9 protein-coding genes are annotated in these 14,743 nt (G+C 67.7%); 4 read left to right on the top strand and 5 right to left on the bottom strand.

Features of this window, described 5'->3' with window-relative positions:
- Positions 1–5: 5 nt before the first annotated feature.
- Complete coding sequence (locus tag NX1_RS21805) at positions 6–830, bottom strand: 2-keto-4-pentenoate hydratase (RefSeq protein WP_068062607.1); 825 nt, start codon at positions 828–830, stop codon at positions 6–8.
- 201 nt (positions 831–1,031) lie between these two features.
- On the opposite strand from NX1_RS21805, the gene NX1_RS21810 reads away from it, so the two are divergent.
- Positions 1,032–1,763 carry an IclR family transcriptional regulator gene (locus NX1_RS21810; RefSeq protein ID WP_068062712.1) on the top strand — a complete coding sequence of 244 codons (732 nt, stop codon included), beginning with the start codon at positions 1,032–1,034 and terminating at the stop codon, positions 1,761–1,763.
- A gap of 473 nt (positions 1,764–2,236) precedes the next feature.
- On the opposite strand, the gene NX1_RS21815 is transcribed toward NX1_RS21810, so the two are convergent.
- The 3 genes from NX1_RS21815 to eccA all read right to left on the bottom strand — a co-directional run bounded on the left by NX1_RS21815 (position 2,237) and on the right by eccA (position 7,148).
- Positions 2,237–3,598, bottom strand: coding sequence for a phosphatase PAP2 family protein (locus NX1_RS21815; protein ID WP_068062610.1), 1,362 nt, complete (start codon positions 3,596–3,598; stop codon positions 2,237–2,239).
- A gap of 394 nt (positions 3,599–3,992) precedes the next feature.
- A complete protein-coding gene (locus NX1_RS21820; RefSeq protein WP_218024166.1) occupies positions 3,993–5,084 on the bottom strand; it encodes a serine hydrolase domain-containing protein in 1,092 nt (363 codons plus the stop codon).
- A 246-nt stretch (positions 5,085–5,330) separates the two neighbouring features.
- Positions 5,331–7,148: a type VII secretion AAA-ATPase EccA gene (gene eccA, locus NX1_RS21825; RefSeq protein WP_068062714.1), complete on the bottom strand. Its 1,818-nt coding sequence runs from the start codon at positions 7,146–7,148 to the stop codon at positions 5,331–5,333.
- A gap of 199 nt (positions 7,149–7,347) precedes the next feature.
- On the opposite strand from eccA, the gene eccD reads away from it, so the two are divergent.
- The 3 genes from eccD to eccCa are packed head-to-tail and all read left to right on the top strand — an operon-like array spanning position 7,348 to position 14,248.
- On the top strand, positions 7,348–8,802 hold the full coding sequence (gene eccD / locus NX1_RS21830; protein ID WP_084501651.1) for a type VII secretion integral membrane protein EccD: 1,455 nt from the start codon (positions 7,348–7,350) through the stop codon (positions 8,800–8,802).
- On the top strand, positions 8,795–10,189 hold the full coding sequence (mycP, locus tag NX1_RS21835) for a type VII secretion-associated serine protease mycosin (protein ID WP_084501652.1): 1,395 nt from the start codon (positions 8,795–8,797) through the stop codon (positions 10,187–10,189). The genes eccD and mycP overlap by 8 nt, the downstream gene beginning before the upstream one ends.
- Positions 10,190–10,204: 15 nt before the next feature.
- Positions 10,205–14,248 (top strand): type VII secretion protein EccCa, encoded by a 4,044-nt coding sequence (eccCa, locus tag NX1_RS21840; protein ID WP_068062619.1) that lies wholly within the window; start codon positions 10,205–10,207, stop codon positions 14,246–14,248.
- A 16-nt stretch (positions 14,249–14,264) separates the two neighbouring features.
- On the opposite strand, the gene NX1_RS21845 is transcribed toward eccCa, so the two are convergent.
- Complete coding sequence (locus tag NX1_RS21845) at positions 14,265–14,657, bottom strand: hypothetical protein (protein ID WP_068062622.1); 393 nt, start codon at positions 14,655–14,657, stop codon at positions 14,265–14,267.
- Between the last annotated feature and the right edge of the window lie 86 nt (positions 14,658–14,743).

The raw sequence follows: 14,743 nt of genomic DNA on the forward strand, positions 1-14,743 counted from the left end.
TGATTTCACTCCTGGACGAAGGACACGGTCACCGAGCCGAGATCGGTGATATCCGCGGTGACGGTTCCGGGTGCCTCGATCGCGGCCATCGGGCCGAGCGCTCCGGACAGAACTATCTGGCCCGCACGCAGGGGCTGACCGAAATCGCGAGTGGTACGCGCCAGCCACGCCAGCGCCAGCAACGGATCACCGAGGCAGGCGGCGCCGGTCCCCGTGGACACGCACTCGCCGTCGATCGACATCCACATCCGCGCCGAAACAGTCTCGAACTCATCGAGAGTGCGGCGCTGAGTACCGAGCACGAACAAGCCGCTGGAGGCATTGTCGGCGACGGTGTCACCGAAGGCGATATCCCAGCCCGCGATGCGGCTGTCGACGATCTCGAGCGCGGCCACGGCGTAGTCGACCGCGCCGCGCACCTGCTCCTCATCGAGTGGTCCGTCGACCAGGTCCTCGGCCAGGACGAAAGCGATCTCGGCTTCGACCTTCGGTTGCAGCAGCCTGCTCAGCGGCACGGGAATGTCCTGCTCACAACGCATGTCGTCGAACAGCACACCGAAATCCGGCTGATCGACACCGAGCTGCCGCTGTACCGCCGGGGAAGTCAAGCCGATCTTGCGTCCAACGATCGTGGCGCCCGCCGCAAGGCGCTCGGCGGTCAACCGCTCCTGCACCGCGTAGGCGGCGGCCACGTCGTCGGCCCCGATGAGATCCCGCACCGGAGCGCACGGGGTGCCGGAGCGCGCAGCGGCGCTCAGCAGGTTCGCCGCGGCGATCGTGGCGGAACCCGCGTCCACGGCGGGTCGGTCGAGTCGGGAAGGTGTTGGCATCTGGGCTCTCGGATTCGTTCGGATGGGACTGGCAGTGGCACCCACTGTCGCCGCCGGGATGTCCGGTCGGCCAGCATCGCGTTCCACTGAGTCGAACGCCGAGCGATAGAGTTGGCTGGAAGCCCGAGTGGTTGGAGGTCGACGGTGTCATCGGCGGTGCCGGGTCGCGCAGTGGACAGTGCGACCGTCCTGGGCAAGATCATGGCGGTGCTCGAGTCGTTCTCGATCGACGACACCGCGCTGACCCTGGCGGAGATCGTGCGACGGACCGGCATTCCGAAGGGAACGGCGCACCGTATCCTCGCCGACATGGTGGTGGTGCGGTTGCTGGACCGAACGGAGGCCGGCTACCGGCTCGGCGGATACCTGTTCGAACTGGGCATGCGCGCGTCGGTCGAGCGAAGTCTGCTCGAGGTGGCCATCCCCTTCCTGGAGGAGCTGAACGCGCGCATCCACGAAACCGTGCATCTGGGCGTTCTCGACGGCACGGACGTGGTCTACCTGACGAAGATCGGCGGACGACGCCAAGCGAGCGCTCCCTCGCGCATCGGCGGGCGTATGCCGGTGCACTGCACCGCCATCGGCAAGGTGTTGCTCGCGCACGCCGATCCGGCGCTGCGCGACCAGGTATTGGCAGGCCCGCTCAGCCGCTACACTCCGCGCACAACGATCCTGCCGGGCCCGTTGCGCAAGCAACTGGATCGCATCGCCGCCGAGGGCGTGGGATACGAATACGAGGAATCGGCTCCCGGTCTCGTGTGCGTAGCCGCCCCGGTTCGCGACGCGGACGAGGTGGTGGCCGCGATCAGCGTGGCAGGCCCATCGCACCGGTTCCAACCCGTCGCCCACGCCGCCGCGGTTCGGGCGGCGGCGGATGGTATCGGCATCACACTGACCCGGCGGGCGCGAATGCTGGCCGCGCCTTCCTTTTGAGGAGTCGGGATAGCGGCGGGACTCCCCGACGGCACCGGATTCCCTGATACCGGAGCTACTGAGCCTTGGAATTGCCCGCGCCGCACGGTGTTTCACCATCTGACCTGGGTCGCTCATACCGGCGACAACTGGTGATCCGAACCCGTCATCCAGCCCGACGTCACTTGGCCGCTCGGTAACGCGATTCTGTGGGCAGTGGTATTAGCGACAGAAACCCCTTCCGACTACTTGGGTTCTAGGAGTCGGAAGGGGTTTTACTATCGGGCTGGCGACCTCGGGCCCTCCGAAAGATTTTCGGCCGAAGCGGTATTCACGTCCACACGGTCGCCGGCGGATGCCACCATGACACCGGAGCTCGAGACGGACCGGGGCATGGACGCCGAGGCGGGCTCGGTCGGAGCGGCAGACGCGCCGAATTGTGGTGCTCAGCGCGGGTGTGGTTCTGGTGATCAGGGGTCGAGTGGCTGCTCGCTTCAGCGACGCTCGAGTTCGACCTGGTCGGCCTCGCGCGCAACGACTTCTGGACGTTGCGGAGCGAACCAGGTTCGGTAGAACACGACAGACAGTGTGGTGAGAATGCCGACGATCGCGATGCCGAAGGGGAGCGGGTAGGTCGCCATCGGCATCGCGAAGTATCGGATGCACAGCAGCACTCCCGCGAACGTGGCGATCCCCATCGCCACCATCCGCACACGCGGACGGTCCCAGCCTCGGTCGGGGTCGCGCAGGGCGGACTCGATCGTCAGGCACAGTGCGGCGCCCGCCACGAGGTCGACGCCGTAGTGTGCCCCGAGGCCGAGCGTCGCGATGAGAGTGCACACCAGCCAGAAAGCACCGCCCCAGCGCAACCAGCCCGGCCCGCGTCGTGAGTGGATGAACAGCGCGAGCGCCCACGCCGTATGCAGCGACGGCATACAGTTGCGCGGTGTGATGCCGTCGAAGGGCATCGATTCGACCGAGGCGGGAAGCGCCGGAACGAGATTCGGCCAGACGTCGGCGAGTTCCATGCCGTGCCCCTGCGGTCCGAACGCGAGCACCGGCCCCACCACCGGGAAGATCACGTAGAAAATCGGGCCGATGAGGCCGAGTGTCAAGAAAGTGCGCACCAAATGGTGCCGCGGCCACGAACCCGTGGTCACGCCGCGCAACTGCCAGATGGCGACGACGATGGCCGCCACCGGAAGCTCGAAGTACACCCAGCGCACCAGCCCCAGCGGTACCGGCCCGGCCAGGTCGAGCGCATGCCCGACGACCCAGGACGGATTGCCGAGCGCTCGATCGGCCAGCTCCACATACGGGTCGAGGACCTGCGGGCAGGACCAGGCCGTGATGTCCAACCAGATTTCGCCGACCTTCGTCGCGAGGATGAGCAGCGCTCCGAGCGCGATCGTGTGCAGTGCCGTCCGCCGTCGCACACCGCTCCACCGTAGGGCGGCTATCACCGCCAGCGCCGTCAGCACAATGGTCGGTCCGTTGCCTACGGTGAACGGCCGACCGTCGAGTGTCCGAACCGCCACGAAGATCAGATCGATGGCGACCGCGGCGGCGAGGGCGCTCACCCGTACCCGGACGGTGACACCGATCAGTGCCAGCAGGAAGCCAGCCCACGGTGTCGTCGCCGACTTGGGTGTCCCGGCGTAGTCGCGAAAGAGGCTGGTCAATGGACCGAGAGCGTGGATGTGAACGGCCATGAGCTGACCCGCGACAAGCACCAGCACCGCGGCGGCAATGCCGCCCCACACCACGAACGGCCGAAATCGACGCTCCCGGAGTCGATCAACTCCCGCTGGCTCCGGGGGTGAGGTCGAACTGCGGTGCGCGTCGTGAATAAGCATTCGGACATCGTAAATACGCCGTGAACACGACATAACGGGGCACTTAACGCAGACCGACACCGAGCGATCGCGTGCGAAAACGTCCGCGCGCCTGCCGAAGCCCATCACCGCACGTCCCGGGGCCCGCGATCGGATCCGGTCGGACAGGTGAGCGCCGGGGCGGCTGTGTGCGAGGAGCCGTCGCGAAGCTTGGTGTCCGCTCGGTCCGATCAATCGGGGTAGGTACGGATTTACGACCCCAACGACCCGGTGCGGCCGCACTTCTGGGTTGTGTGTTCGGAGCTGAATTCGAGGGCGTCGGCGATGACCGGTGGCGCAGCGGCTGCCGCCGTTGAGTTCCGCAAGTGCAGACAGACGAGGGCAAGGTCGAGTTCTGCGGAACGACCGCGGCGGTTCAGCGGCACAGGGCGGTGTCCACGGCGCGTTCGAGATTCCTCCGGCTCGCCTCGTCGGTGAGCTGCATGGTCACCGCGACGCTGGCGGCGCGGCCGTCGTCGGTGGCGCCGCCCCGGGTTTCGTATCCCGGGAAGCTGCCGCCATGGCCCCAGGAAAGGCCGCCGCATGGCAGCGGCCGACTGACGAGCCCCAGCCCGTAGCGGGCACCGGGGCCGAATGTCTCCTCGGCCGGGACGGTGGTGCGCATCTGGGCGAGCTCGGCCAGCGGCAGGAGGCGACCGGCCAGGAGCGCGCCGAAGAAGTGGTTGAGATCGGAGCCGGTGGAGACCATTTGACCTGCGGCCCAAGCCCAGGAGGGATCGATCTCCGTGACGTCGCGCGGTGGCGCGTCCGCGGATTCCCCGTAGTAGCCATGCGGGTGGGACTTCCGAATGCCCACCTCACCCGGGACGGGGAAATACGTGTGGCGCAACCCAACCCGTCGGACGATACGCCGATCGATCTCCTCGGCGAGGGCGCGGCCGGTGACCTTCTCGACGAGTAGGCCGGCGAGCACGTAGTTGGTGTTGCTGTACTTCCAGCTCGTCCCAGGGGCGAACTCGGCGGGGTGCCGGAAGGCGATGGCAAGAAGTTCGTGCGGATCGTAGTACCGGACGTCGTCCCCGAGGTGGTTGCTGTAGTTGGGGAGCCCGCTGGTCTGTTGAAGGAGCTGGCGGACGGTGACGTGCCGCCCGTCGATCCCCGCCCCTCGGACGAGGCCGGGAAGGTAGGCCTCGACGGAGGCGTTCAAATCCACCTTCCGCTCCGCGACGAGCTGCAGGACGACGACCGCCACGAAGGTCTTGGTGTTGCTGCCGATCCGCAACTGACCGTCCCTGGGCACGCGCGCGCCGCTGGCCAGGTCGCCGACCCCCGCGGTGTAGGTGCGCGAGTGGCTGTACCGGTCTCCGACGCTCGCCAACGCGGCGGGCAGGCCGTCGTCGCGTACCAGCGTGTTCAGGGCCAGCTGGACGACGTCCGGCCCGGCGGTCGTGGAATCAGCGGAATCGGAGGCGAAGGCGGCGAGCTGTGCGAGGGCACCCACTGACATGACGCCGAAGGCCACCGCAGCCGCGGCCGACGCGGCAAGTCGCCGCTTGCCGCCCTGCCACCGGGGCGAAAAACGAAGTCCCCGTCGAATCCGAGTACGCATCAGTCAACTCCTGGGAATCATTCGATCCGGATGATCCTGGCTTACGGGGTCTCGCCACCCCGTCCACGGCCCGCAGGACAACGACACGTGGCTGGCGCCAATGCTGCGTCGACGCCCGCGACCCGACGTTTGGACGTTCGATCGTCAGGTCAGGGTGGCGAGGACTATGTCCAGGGCTTTGCGCATGTCGTCGGCTTCGATACGCATCAGGGTCTCTTCGTCGAGGGAGTGCGGGTCGAGTGATTCGTCCATGGCGAGACGGTATTCGCGTTCTTCTTCGGCGCTCTCGATGACGTTGCGGATGAAGCGGCCGTTGCCCGCGATGTCGACACCACGGCGCGGTAGACCGCTCTGGTCGGTGCGCTCGGCGGCGTACAGCTGCGCGCACGCAGCGCGCAGGATGTCGACCGCCTCGTCCGAGAGCGAGGAATCGCGTTTGCGGGCAATGAATTTGCCGATGTCGCTGAGCTCGTCGGGTGAGTACGAGTCGAATTTCACGCGTTTGGCGAAGCGGGAGGCGAGGCCGTCGTTGCTGGCCAGGAAGCGGTCGATCTCGCCGTCGTACCCGGCGATGATCACTATCAGGCGGTCACGGTCGTTCTCCATGCGCGCGAGCAGCGTGTCCACCGCTTCGCGACCGAACGCGTCACCACCGGAAAGACCCTGCTGGATCAGCGTGTACGCCTCGTCGACGAACAGCACACCGTCCATGGCCGAATCGATCAGCGCATTGGATTTGATCGCGGTGGAACCCAGGTGCTGGCCGACGAAATCGGAGCGCTTGGTCTCCACCACCTTGTCGGTCTTCAGCAATCCGAGCCCACAATAGATCTTGGCGACTACGCGGGCGATGGTGGTCTTGCCGGTTCCGGGCGGGCCGGTGAAGGCCAGGTGCTGCCCGCGCGGCATGCTGCTGAGGCCCTTCTCCGCGCGGATCTTGGCCATGGTTGCCGAGGACTGCAACTTTGCGACCTGAATCTTCACCGCTTCCAGACCGATTTGGGCGTCCAGCTCCGCACGTGCCGCGGCCAGAATCTCCTCGGCCCGGTCCTGGTGTTCCTGTTCAGCGGCCGCGTCCAAGGACGGCGCGGTCGCCGGATCCCAGCGGTCGGTACGGGATTCGATCTGCTCGCGGGTGGTGACCACGATGCGGAACGTGGGATCGGTCATGGCGCGCGCGTTCGAGGCGAAGCCGGGCACCTGGCTGTACACCGTCTCGAACAGCGCCCGCGCCTCGTCCTCGTTCCCCTGTTCGCGAAGCGCGAGGCCGCGGCAGAACATCGCCGCCGTGCGGGCCGCTGGGATCGGACCGCGCTCGGCCTGTTCGAGACGGCGAGTCGCCTCGCCGAACAGGCCGAGGTGCGCGCACGCGGTGCCGACCATGACGTGCGCGCCGACAGCCATGTACTGGTCCTGCCATTCGGCCGACCCGGCCAGGACAGTCATCACCTCGGGCCACAGCTGGGCGGTGAAGTACAACACGCCGCGGGCATAGGCACACACCCGGTCGTCTAGTGCGCGGTCCGGATCGTCGGTGAGCTTGTCGCGGCGCACGTCCAGTTCGTCCAGCACCTGCTCGGCCTCGTCGAACTGCTTGTCCTCCAGCAGGCGCATGGCGTGCGCGATCCAGATCTCGGTGAGGCTGGCGACCGGATAATCGATGTACTGCCCGATTTGGAAGCGGCCCGCCAGCTGGCGCGACGGCAACCCGAGGCGGCGCTGTTCGCGCATCAGCGAGGTGGTCGAGGTGCGGTGCAACTGCCGGAGAACCTCGTTGGACGCATCGCCTGCGGCGAGGCGACCCAGCCACGCGTCGCACATATCCGGGTCGAGCTCGGTGGCCCGGCGGAAGGCCACCTTGGCGTAGTCGAGGTTCTTGGTGGCCTGCTGGCCGTCGACCATCAAACCCAACGACAGTACGCCCGCATCGAAGACCTGTTGCGCTTGACGAATCGCTGACATGTCGCGCAACGTAGCCGCGATGCGGGGCCGCGTCACTACTCACCCGGTCCGCACGCACGCAGCATTCACCGTCGGTTAACCACGCGAAACCTTCTCTGCCGCGAAACCACACGTCGCAGCTCGCCCAGAGTTACGGCAAAGGAAACTCACTGCCGGGCCGATGCGACGCGGCGACTCCGTTGTTAATTTCCCGAAGGTGATGGAGTCCACGGCGATCGAGCCGCAACTGTGCCGCGTCTCGGTGATCGGCGGCAATACCCAGGTGGATGTGGTGCTGCCCGCCAATGTTCCGATCGCGAATTTCATCCCGGACGTGGTGGCGCTCATCGCTTCTCGCAATCCGGACCTGTCCGAGCACGAGGACAACGGGCCGCTCGCCGCCCAGCACTGGACCCTGGCCATGCCCGGCCAGACGGCGATCGATCCGGAACGCACGCTGACCGAGGCCGAGGTGTTCGACGGCGACCTGCTGGTGCTGCGCGCGGTGGATTCGGTCGAGTCGCCACCGCTGTTCGATGATGTGATCGACGCGGTCGCCCGGCTGACCGACGATTCCTTCCGCGGCTGGTCGGGCGAATCGGCGGGCCGAGCCGGGATGGCGGGCGCTATCGCGGCGGTGGTCGGCATGTGTTTCCTGCTGTTGTTCGCCGCGGCCCGCGGCTGGGGAGTCCTGGCCGGATCGGCGGGTATCGGCATCGGTGTGCTCGTCCTGGTCGGCGCCGGTTTGGTCGCCAGGAAATACACGGCCACCGCACCCGCCACCGTGCTGGCCTTATGTGGTCTGCTCCTGTCGGGAAGTGGTGCGGCGGCATTCGTGCCGGGCCGCCCTGGCTCGCCGCATCTGCTGCTCGGTTGTGCCGCCACCCTGCTGCTCGCGGTGATAACGATGCGGGCGATCCCGGTACGCTCGACGATGTTCACCGGTGTCATCACGATCGCGGCGTTGGGCACCGCCGCCGCGGGCATGGTGACGATCTGGGGTGTCGCACCGTTGAAGATCGCGGCGGGGATCATCGTCGTCGCGTTGCTCGGCATCACTCTCGCCCCGCGGATCGCGGTCGCGGCCGCGCGGCTGCCGGTGCCGCCGGTGCCGACCGCGGGCGGAGTCATCGACCCGCGTGATCACGAACCGCGTCCGACCATCGAAGGCATCGGCGCGATCGGCGCGACCGCCCTCCCCTCGGCGGTCGGCCTCAGCGCACGGGCCCGGCTGGCCAACGACTTCCAGTCCGGGATGATCTTCGGCATCGTCGCGGTCGCCGTGCTCGCGACGATCGTCACCGTCGCCTCGGCGACCGACCATCGCTGGCAGTGCGCGGCGCTCGCCGCCTCGGTCGGTGTCGTACTCGCCAGGCGGGGCAGGGCTTTCGCCGACCTGACGCAGGCGGCGGTGTTGGTGGCCGGTGGCTGCGCGGCCCTGATCGTGCCCATCGTGCTGTGGGGTGTGCGGGTGCCCGAATTGGCCCTGCCCGCCGCGGGTGCGCTGCTGTTCGTCGCGGGGCTGGCCATGCTGATCGGGGTGGCCGGGCCGAACATGGAAGTGTCACCGGTCGTGCAGCGAGCAGGCGAGATCGTCGAATACGCGCTGATCTGCTTCATCGGTCCGCTCGTTTTCTGGATTCTCGATATCTACGCCATCGCCCGCAATGCGTGAGTACGTAGTGAGCCGGTCGGCCATCGTCGTCGCCTTGACGATGACACTGGCGATAGCGCCCGCCTGCGACGCGCTCGGTGTGCCGCCGCCGATGATCGATCCTGGAGCGCTGGTCACGGACGCACCGGTCGCACCGCCGATTCCGTCGGAGCAGCGGCTGCTGTGCTCGCAACCGATCTGGACCGGGCCCGCGCCAGTCGGCATACCCGCGGTGCAGAAGATTCTCCGGCTCGAGCACGCCTGGCAGTTCAGCCGGGGCGAGGGACAGACCGTCGCGGTGATCGACACCGGCGTCAGCCCGCATCCGCGGCTGTCGGTACAGCCGGGCGGTGACTATGTCTCCGATTCCGACGGCACCGCCGACTGCGACGGGCACGGCACCCTGGTCGCCGGTATCATCGCCGCTCGGCCCGCACCCGATGGCAGCGACGGCTTCTCCGGTGTGGCGCCCGAGGCCTCGATCCTCACCATTCGCCAGACCAGCCTTGCCTACCAAGCCAAGAACAGCTACCGCTCCGACGATACGAGTGGGATGTCGGCGGGCGGCTACGGCACCGTCGACACACTCGCCAGTGCGGTGGTACACGCGGTCGATCGTGGCGCCACGGTCATCAATCTCTCCGCGGTCTCGTGCAGGCCGGCCGGTACCGACGCGGTGGACGGCGCGCTCGGCGCCGCGCTGCGATACGCCTACGACCGCAACGTAGTCGTGGTCGCGGCGGCGGGCAATCTGCAACAGCAGGGTGCGTGCAAGAGCCAGAACGGCACTGCCGGGTGGGATGCGGTCAGTACGATCGCGACGCCCGCTTGGTTCGCCCCGTATGTCCTGTCGGTGGCGTCGGTGGAGCCCGACGGATCACCATCGGCCTTCACCCTGTATGGGCCGTGGGTTTCCGTCGCCGCGCCGGGCAGCAATCTCATGTCGCTGGACAGCAATCCGGGCGGAACGGGGCTGGTCAACGGCACCCCGCAGGCCGATGGCCAGGTGGCGCCGGTGAACGGCACCAGCTTCGCCACCGCGTATGTCTCGGGCTTGGTCGCCCTCGTGCGCGCCCGCTTCCCCGAGCTCTCCGCCCAGCAGGTGATGGACCGCATCATCCGCACCGCGCATGCCCCTGGCAGCGGCCACGACGCTCGCATCGGGGCCGGCCTTATCGACCCGGTCGCCGCGCTCACCGCGGTAGTGCCGCCCGCCTCGGATGGTGATCCGGCGCAAGGCATTCCGATAGCGGGCCCGACGTCACCGGCGTTCGTGAGCCCGTGGCCGCGCCGCATCGGCATCGCGGGCGCGGTGAGCTGCCTGACGCTGCTGGCGATCGTGCTCGTCATGTCCATGCCGTTCCGGCGCGAACAGCGCAAGCCCCTCGTGTTACCGGGCGACGACTAACCGAAGGAATTGCCGATGGGCACAAAGGGTTTCATCCGACTGGCGAGGATCGCACCGCCACGGCCGCCAGGCGGCGAAGTAATTCTCAACGCACCGCCGGAGATCACCGCGCCGATCCCGGCACCGCTGTGGCAGCGGCTGCTTCCGGTGGTGATGGTGGTCGCCATGGTGGGCATGATGGGTTTGATGTTCACCATGGGCGGCCGGTCCATGTTCACCAACCCGCTCACCATGATGTTCCCGATGATGATGCTGATGTCGATGGTCGGCATGTTCGCCAGCCGCACCGGCGGCGGCGGGAAGAAGGCCGCCGAGCTGAACGAGGAACGCAAGGACTACTTCCGCTACCTCGACCAGCTGCGCCGCGATGTCCGCAATACCGGCACCGCCCAGCGCGAGGCGCTGTTCTGGAGCCATCCACACCCGATCGACCTGCACGCGCTGATCGGCACCCGCAGGATGTGGGAACGCAGGCCGAGCGACCCCGACTTCGCGCACGTCCGGATCGGCATCGGCAGCCATCGCCTCGCCACCAAACTGGTCCGGCCCGAAACCGTTCCGCTGGAGGATCTGGAACCGGTGGCGACGGTGGCGCTGCGCCGCTTCGTCCGCACGCACTCGGTGGTGCACGGCCTGCCGACCGCCATCTCGCTGCGCGCGTTCCCCGCGGTGAACGTGGAGGGGCCGCGCGAGCACGGCCGCGCACTGGTCCGATCGATGCTGATGGAGCTGGCCACCTTTCACGGTCCGGACAGCATGATCTTCGCGATCGTCACCGCCGACCTCGACGCCGAGGCGTGGAGCTGGACCAAGTGGCTACCGCACCTGCAGCATCCACGCGATACCGACCGGATCGGGTCGGCGCGCATGCTCTACGAGTCGCTGTCGGAACTGGAGACCTCGCTGTCGGAGGACCTGCTCGAACGTGGCCGGTTCCTGCGTAACGCGCCGGTGACGCCGGGCAGGCTACACCTGGTCGTGGTGATCGACGACGGTTACGTCAGCGGTTCCGAGCGCACCATCAGCGATGCCGGGCTCGACTCGGTGACCGTGCTCGACATGACCGCGCCACAGACCGGCCTCGCGGTCCGGCGTGGTTTGCAGCTGGTGGTCGAGGAAGCGGTGATCGGCGCCAGGACCGGCGGTTCCGTGGAGAACTTCGCCGGACCCGACCGAGTGAGCCTGGCGGTCGCCGCCACCTTCGCCCGCGGTGTGGCGCGCTACCGGATCGCCACCAGCGCGCAGGTCGTCGACCTCGGTGCGGAGACGAACACCGACCCAGGTCTGATGGCGATGCTCGGCGTCGCCGACGCGGCGACCCTCGACCCGGACGCGGTGTGGCGGCCGAGGTCGGCCCGCGAGCGGCTGCGCGTGCCGATCGGCGTCACCCCGGACGGCACTCGAGTCGAGATCGACATCAAGGAATCCGCCGAGAACGGCATGGGCCCGCACGGGTTGTGCATCGGTGCGACGGGTTCGGGCAAGTCGGAGTTCCTGCGCACCCTGGTGCTGTCGATGGTGACCACCCATTCCCCCGATCTGTTGAACCTGGTGCTGGTCGACTTCAAGGGTGGCGCGACGTTTCTCGGACTCGACCCGCTGCCGCACGTGTCCGCGGTGATCACCAACCTCGAGGAAGAGCTCTCGATGGTGGACCGCATGCGGGACGCGCTGGCCGGCGAACTGACCCGCAGGCAGGAACTGCTGCGTGCGGCTGGCAACTTCGCCAATGTCACCGAGTACGAGAAGGCCCGCGCCGGCGGCGCACCGCTCGACCCGCTGCCCGCGCTGTTCATCATCGTCGACGAGTTCTCCGAATTGCTCTCGCAGAAACCAGATTTCGCGGAGCTGTTCGTGATGATCGGACGCCTCGGCCGCTCTCTGCGGGTACATCTGCTGCTCGCGTCGCAGCGGTTGGAGGAGAACCGGCTGCGCGGCCTCGACTCACACCTGTCGTATCGGATCGGCCTTCGCACCTTCTCGGCGGGCGAATCCCGGCAGGTGCTCGGCATCACCGACGCCTACCACCTGCCCGCCCAGCCCGGCGCCGGCTATTTGAAGAGCGATTCATCGGATCCGTTGCGGTTCAACACGACCTATGTGTCGGGGCCGTACGTGCCGCCGGTCGCGGGCCGGACTACGGGTCCGGCGGTCGCGGCCGGGGTGGTCGACCTGTTCACCGCCGCCGCTGTCGCGCGCGTCGAATCGAACACGGAGGAGCGAGAGCAGCAACCGATTCCGGTGGAGCTGCCCGATCTCAGCGAACTCCTCGGTGAGACACCGCCCGCCGCACCCGAACGGTCACTGCTACAAGTGGTGGTGGACCGGCTCACCGGGCACGGCAGGCCGGCGCACCAGGTGTGGCTGCCGCCGCTCGATATCTCACCCACCGTGGATATGATGCTGCCCGAACAAGATTGGCGTTCGGAAGCCAACCAGAACGGCAATCTGTGGTTGCCGATCGGCATCGTCGACAAGCCGTACGAGCAGAAGCGGGAGGTGCTCGCCATCGATCTGGCGGGCGCCCAGGGCAATGTCGCGGTGGTCGGTGGACCGCAGTCGGGCAAGTCGACCACGCTGCGCACCATCATCCTCTCGGCCGCCGCCACACACACCCCCGAACAGGTGCAGTTCTACTGCCTCGACTTCGGCGGCGGCACCCTGGCCGCGCTCAACGGACTGCCGCACGTCGGTTCGGCGGCCGGGCGGCTGGAAGGCGACCGGGTCCGGCGCACCGTCGCCGAACTCAGCGTGCTGCTGCGCAAGCGGGAGGCCCGCTTCCTGGAACTCGGCGTGGAGAACATGCGCGATTTCCGCAAGCTGAAGGCCGAATTGGCGCAGCTGCCCGCCGAGGAGCGGGCAACCCGGCCGCTCGCCGCCGACGCGTACGGTGATGTGTTCCTGGTGATCGACGGCTGGGCCGCCTTCCGGGAGGAGTTCGACCTGATCGAGGGCCAGGTGCTCGCCCTGGCCGCCCGCGGGCTGTCGTATGGAATCCATGTCGTGCTCGGCGCGAACCGGTGGGCCGAGATCCGGCCCAATGTGAAGGATCAGATCGGGACCAGGATCGAGCTGCGCCTCGGCGATCCGTCGGACTCCGAGATGGATCGCCGTGCGGCGGTGAACGTACCGATCAACCGTCCGGGCCGCGGCATGACCAGCGACAAGCTGCACATGCTCATCGCCCTCCCCCGCCTGGACACCGACGTGAACCCGGACACTCTCTCCGACGGAATCGCCACCGCGAAGGCCGAACTCGCCGAGTTCTACGGCGACCGGCAGGCGCCCGGGGTGCGGATGCTGCCCGGCGAACTCGACCGCGACCAGGTGCTGGCCACCGCGCGCGGACTGGACATACGCCTGGACAGCAAGCGGGTGCTGATCGGGCTGAGCGAATCGGAGCTGGCGCCGGTGGTGCTCGACTTCGAGGAGTCGCCACACCTGCTGGTGTTCGCCGACGTGGGCTGCGGCAAGACCACACTCCTGCGCAACATCGCGCAGGGCATCGTGGAGAACTCACACCCCAACGAGGCGCGGGTGATCCTGGTCGACTACCGCCGCACCATGCTCGGCGCGATCGACGGCCCGCACCTGGCCGGGTACTCCACGTCGGCGCAGACCTCGGTACCCACGTTGAAAGAGGTCGCCGGATTCGTCTCCCAGCGCCTGCCCGGCGCCGACATCACCCCCGCACAGCTGCGTGAGCGCAGTTGGTGGACGGGGCCCGAGGTGTACGTGATCGTCGACGACTACGACATGGTGGCGTCGAACAATCCGCTGCTACCGCTGATGGATCTGCTGCCGCAGGCCAGGGACATCGGTCTGCACGTGATCATCGCCCGCCGCTCCGGTGGCGCGGCCCGCGCGCTCTACGATCCCGTGCTCGGCCCGATGAAGGACATGTCGGTGGACGGCATCCTGATGAGCACTCCGAAGGACGAGGGCGTACTGCTCGGCGATGTGCGCCCGGCCCAGTATCCGCCCGGGCGTGGCCTGCTGGTGTCGCGCACGCGGGGGCGGGACCTCATCCAGGTCTGCCATCTGCCCGCCCCCAGCTGACGGGATAGGCCGGGCCTCAGGAGAAAGCGGCGGTGGCGTTCGCTTCGGCGCTGTCGAGATCGCCTGCGGCCCTGCGCATTCCGTGTGCGAATGCCGAGAGAGTGTGCGCCAGGTCGAAACCGCCCTGTAGCAGACCGACGCTGAGTTTCACGTAACCGGAATCGCCATCGGCGAACTGCTTGCCGTACGAGTCGGTGCCCCACGACGGGCTGTCACCGCTGCCCGCGGTGACGACGGCTTCGGATTGCGGGGCACTTCCGTTGCACTGCACCGAGATCGGATCGCCGAGCAGAGTGAGGGTATCGGAGAGGACCCGCACCGCTCGACCGACCGCATCGGCCACACTGTCCATCACCACCGCGGCGGAATGCAGGTCCGCTGTCGACTCGACCGCTATGCCCTGCTGCATGCGAACAACTGTTGTCATGACAGTCGTCGAGGACAGTACGTGCGGGCAACCAGGGCTGAAACACTGTGCGAATGGTGGGTTTCGGC

The sequence above is a fragment of the Nocardia xishanensis NBRC 101358 genome (assembly GCF_001613365.1).
GTDB lineage: Bacteria > Actinomycetota > Actinomycetes > Mycobacteriales > Mycobacteriaceae > Nocardia > Nocardia xishanensis.

What these genes read in the sequence shown, in the direction of transcription:
- eccD (WP_084501651.1), top strand. Translation starts at nt 7,348, where the DNA reads ATGGAGTCCACGGCGATCGAGCCGCAACTGTGCCGCGTCTCGGTGATC.
- mycP (WP_084501652.1), top strand. Translation starts at nt 8,795, where the DNA reads ATGCGTGAGTACGTAGTGAGCCGGTCGGCCATCGTCGTCGCCTTGACG.
- NX1_RS21820 (WP_218024166.1), bottom strand. Translation starts at nt 5,084, where the DNA reads ATGTCAGTGGGTGCCCTCGCACAGCTCGCCGCCTTCGCCTCCGATTCC.
- eccCa (WP_068062619.1), top strand. Translation starts at nt 10,205, where the DNA reads ATGGGCACAAAGGGTTTCATCCGACTGGCGAGGATCGCACCGCCACGG.
- eccA (WP_068062714.1), bottom strand. Translation starts at nt 7,148, where the DNA reads ATGTCAGCGATTCGTCAAGCGCAACAGGTCTTCGATGCGGGCGTACTG.
- NX1_RS21805 (WP_068062607.1), bottom strand. Translation starts at nt 830, where the DNA reads ATGCCAACACCTTCCCGACTCGACCGACCCGCCGTGGACGCGGGTTCC.
- NX1_RS21845 (WP_068062622.1), bottom strand. Translation starts at nt 14,657, where the DNA reads ATGCAGCAGGGCATAGCGGTCGAGTCGACAGCGGACCTGCATTCCGCC.
- NX1_RS21815 (WP_068062610.1), bottom strand. Translation starts at nt 3,598, where the DNA reads ATGCTTATTCACGACGCGCACCGCAGTTCGACCTCACCCCCGGAGCCA.
- NX1_RS21810 (WP_068062712.1), top strand. Translation starts at nt 1,032, where the DNA reads ATGGCGGTGCTCGAGTCGTTCTCGATCGACGACACCGCGCTGACCCTG.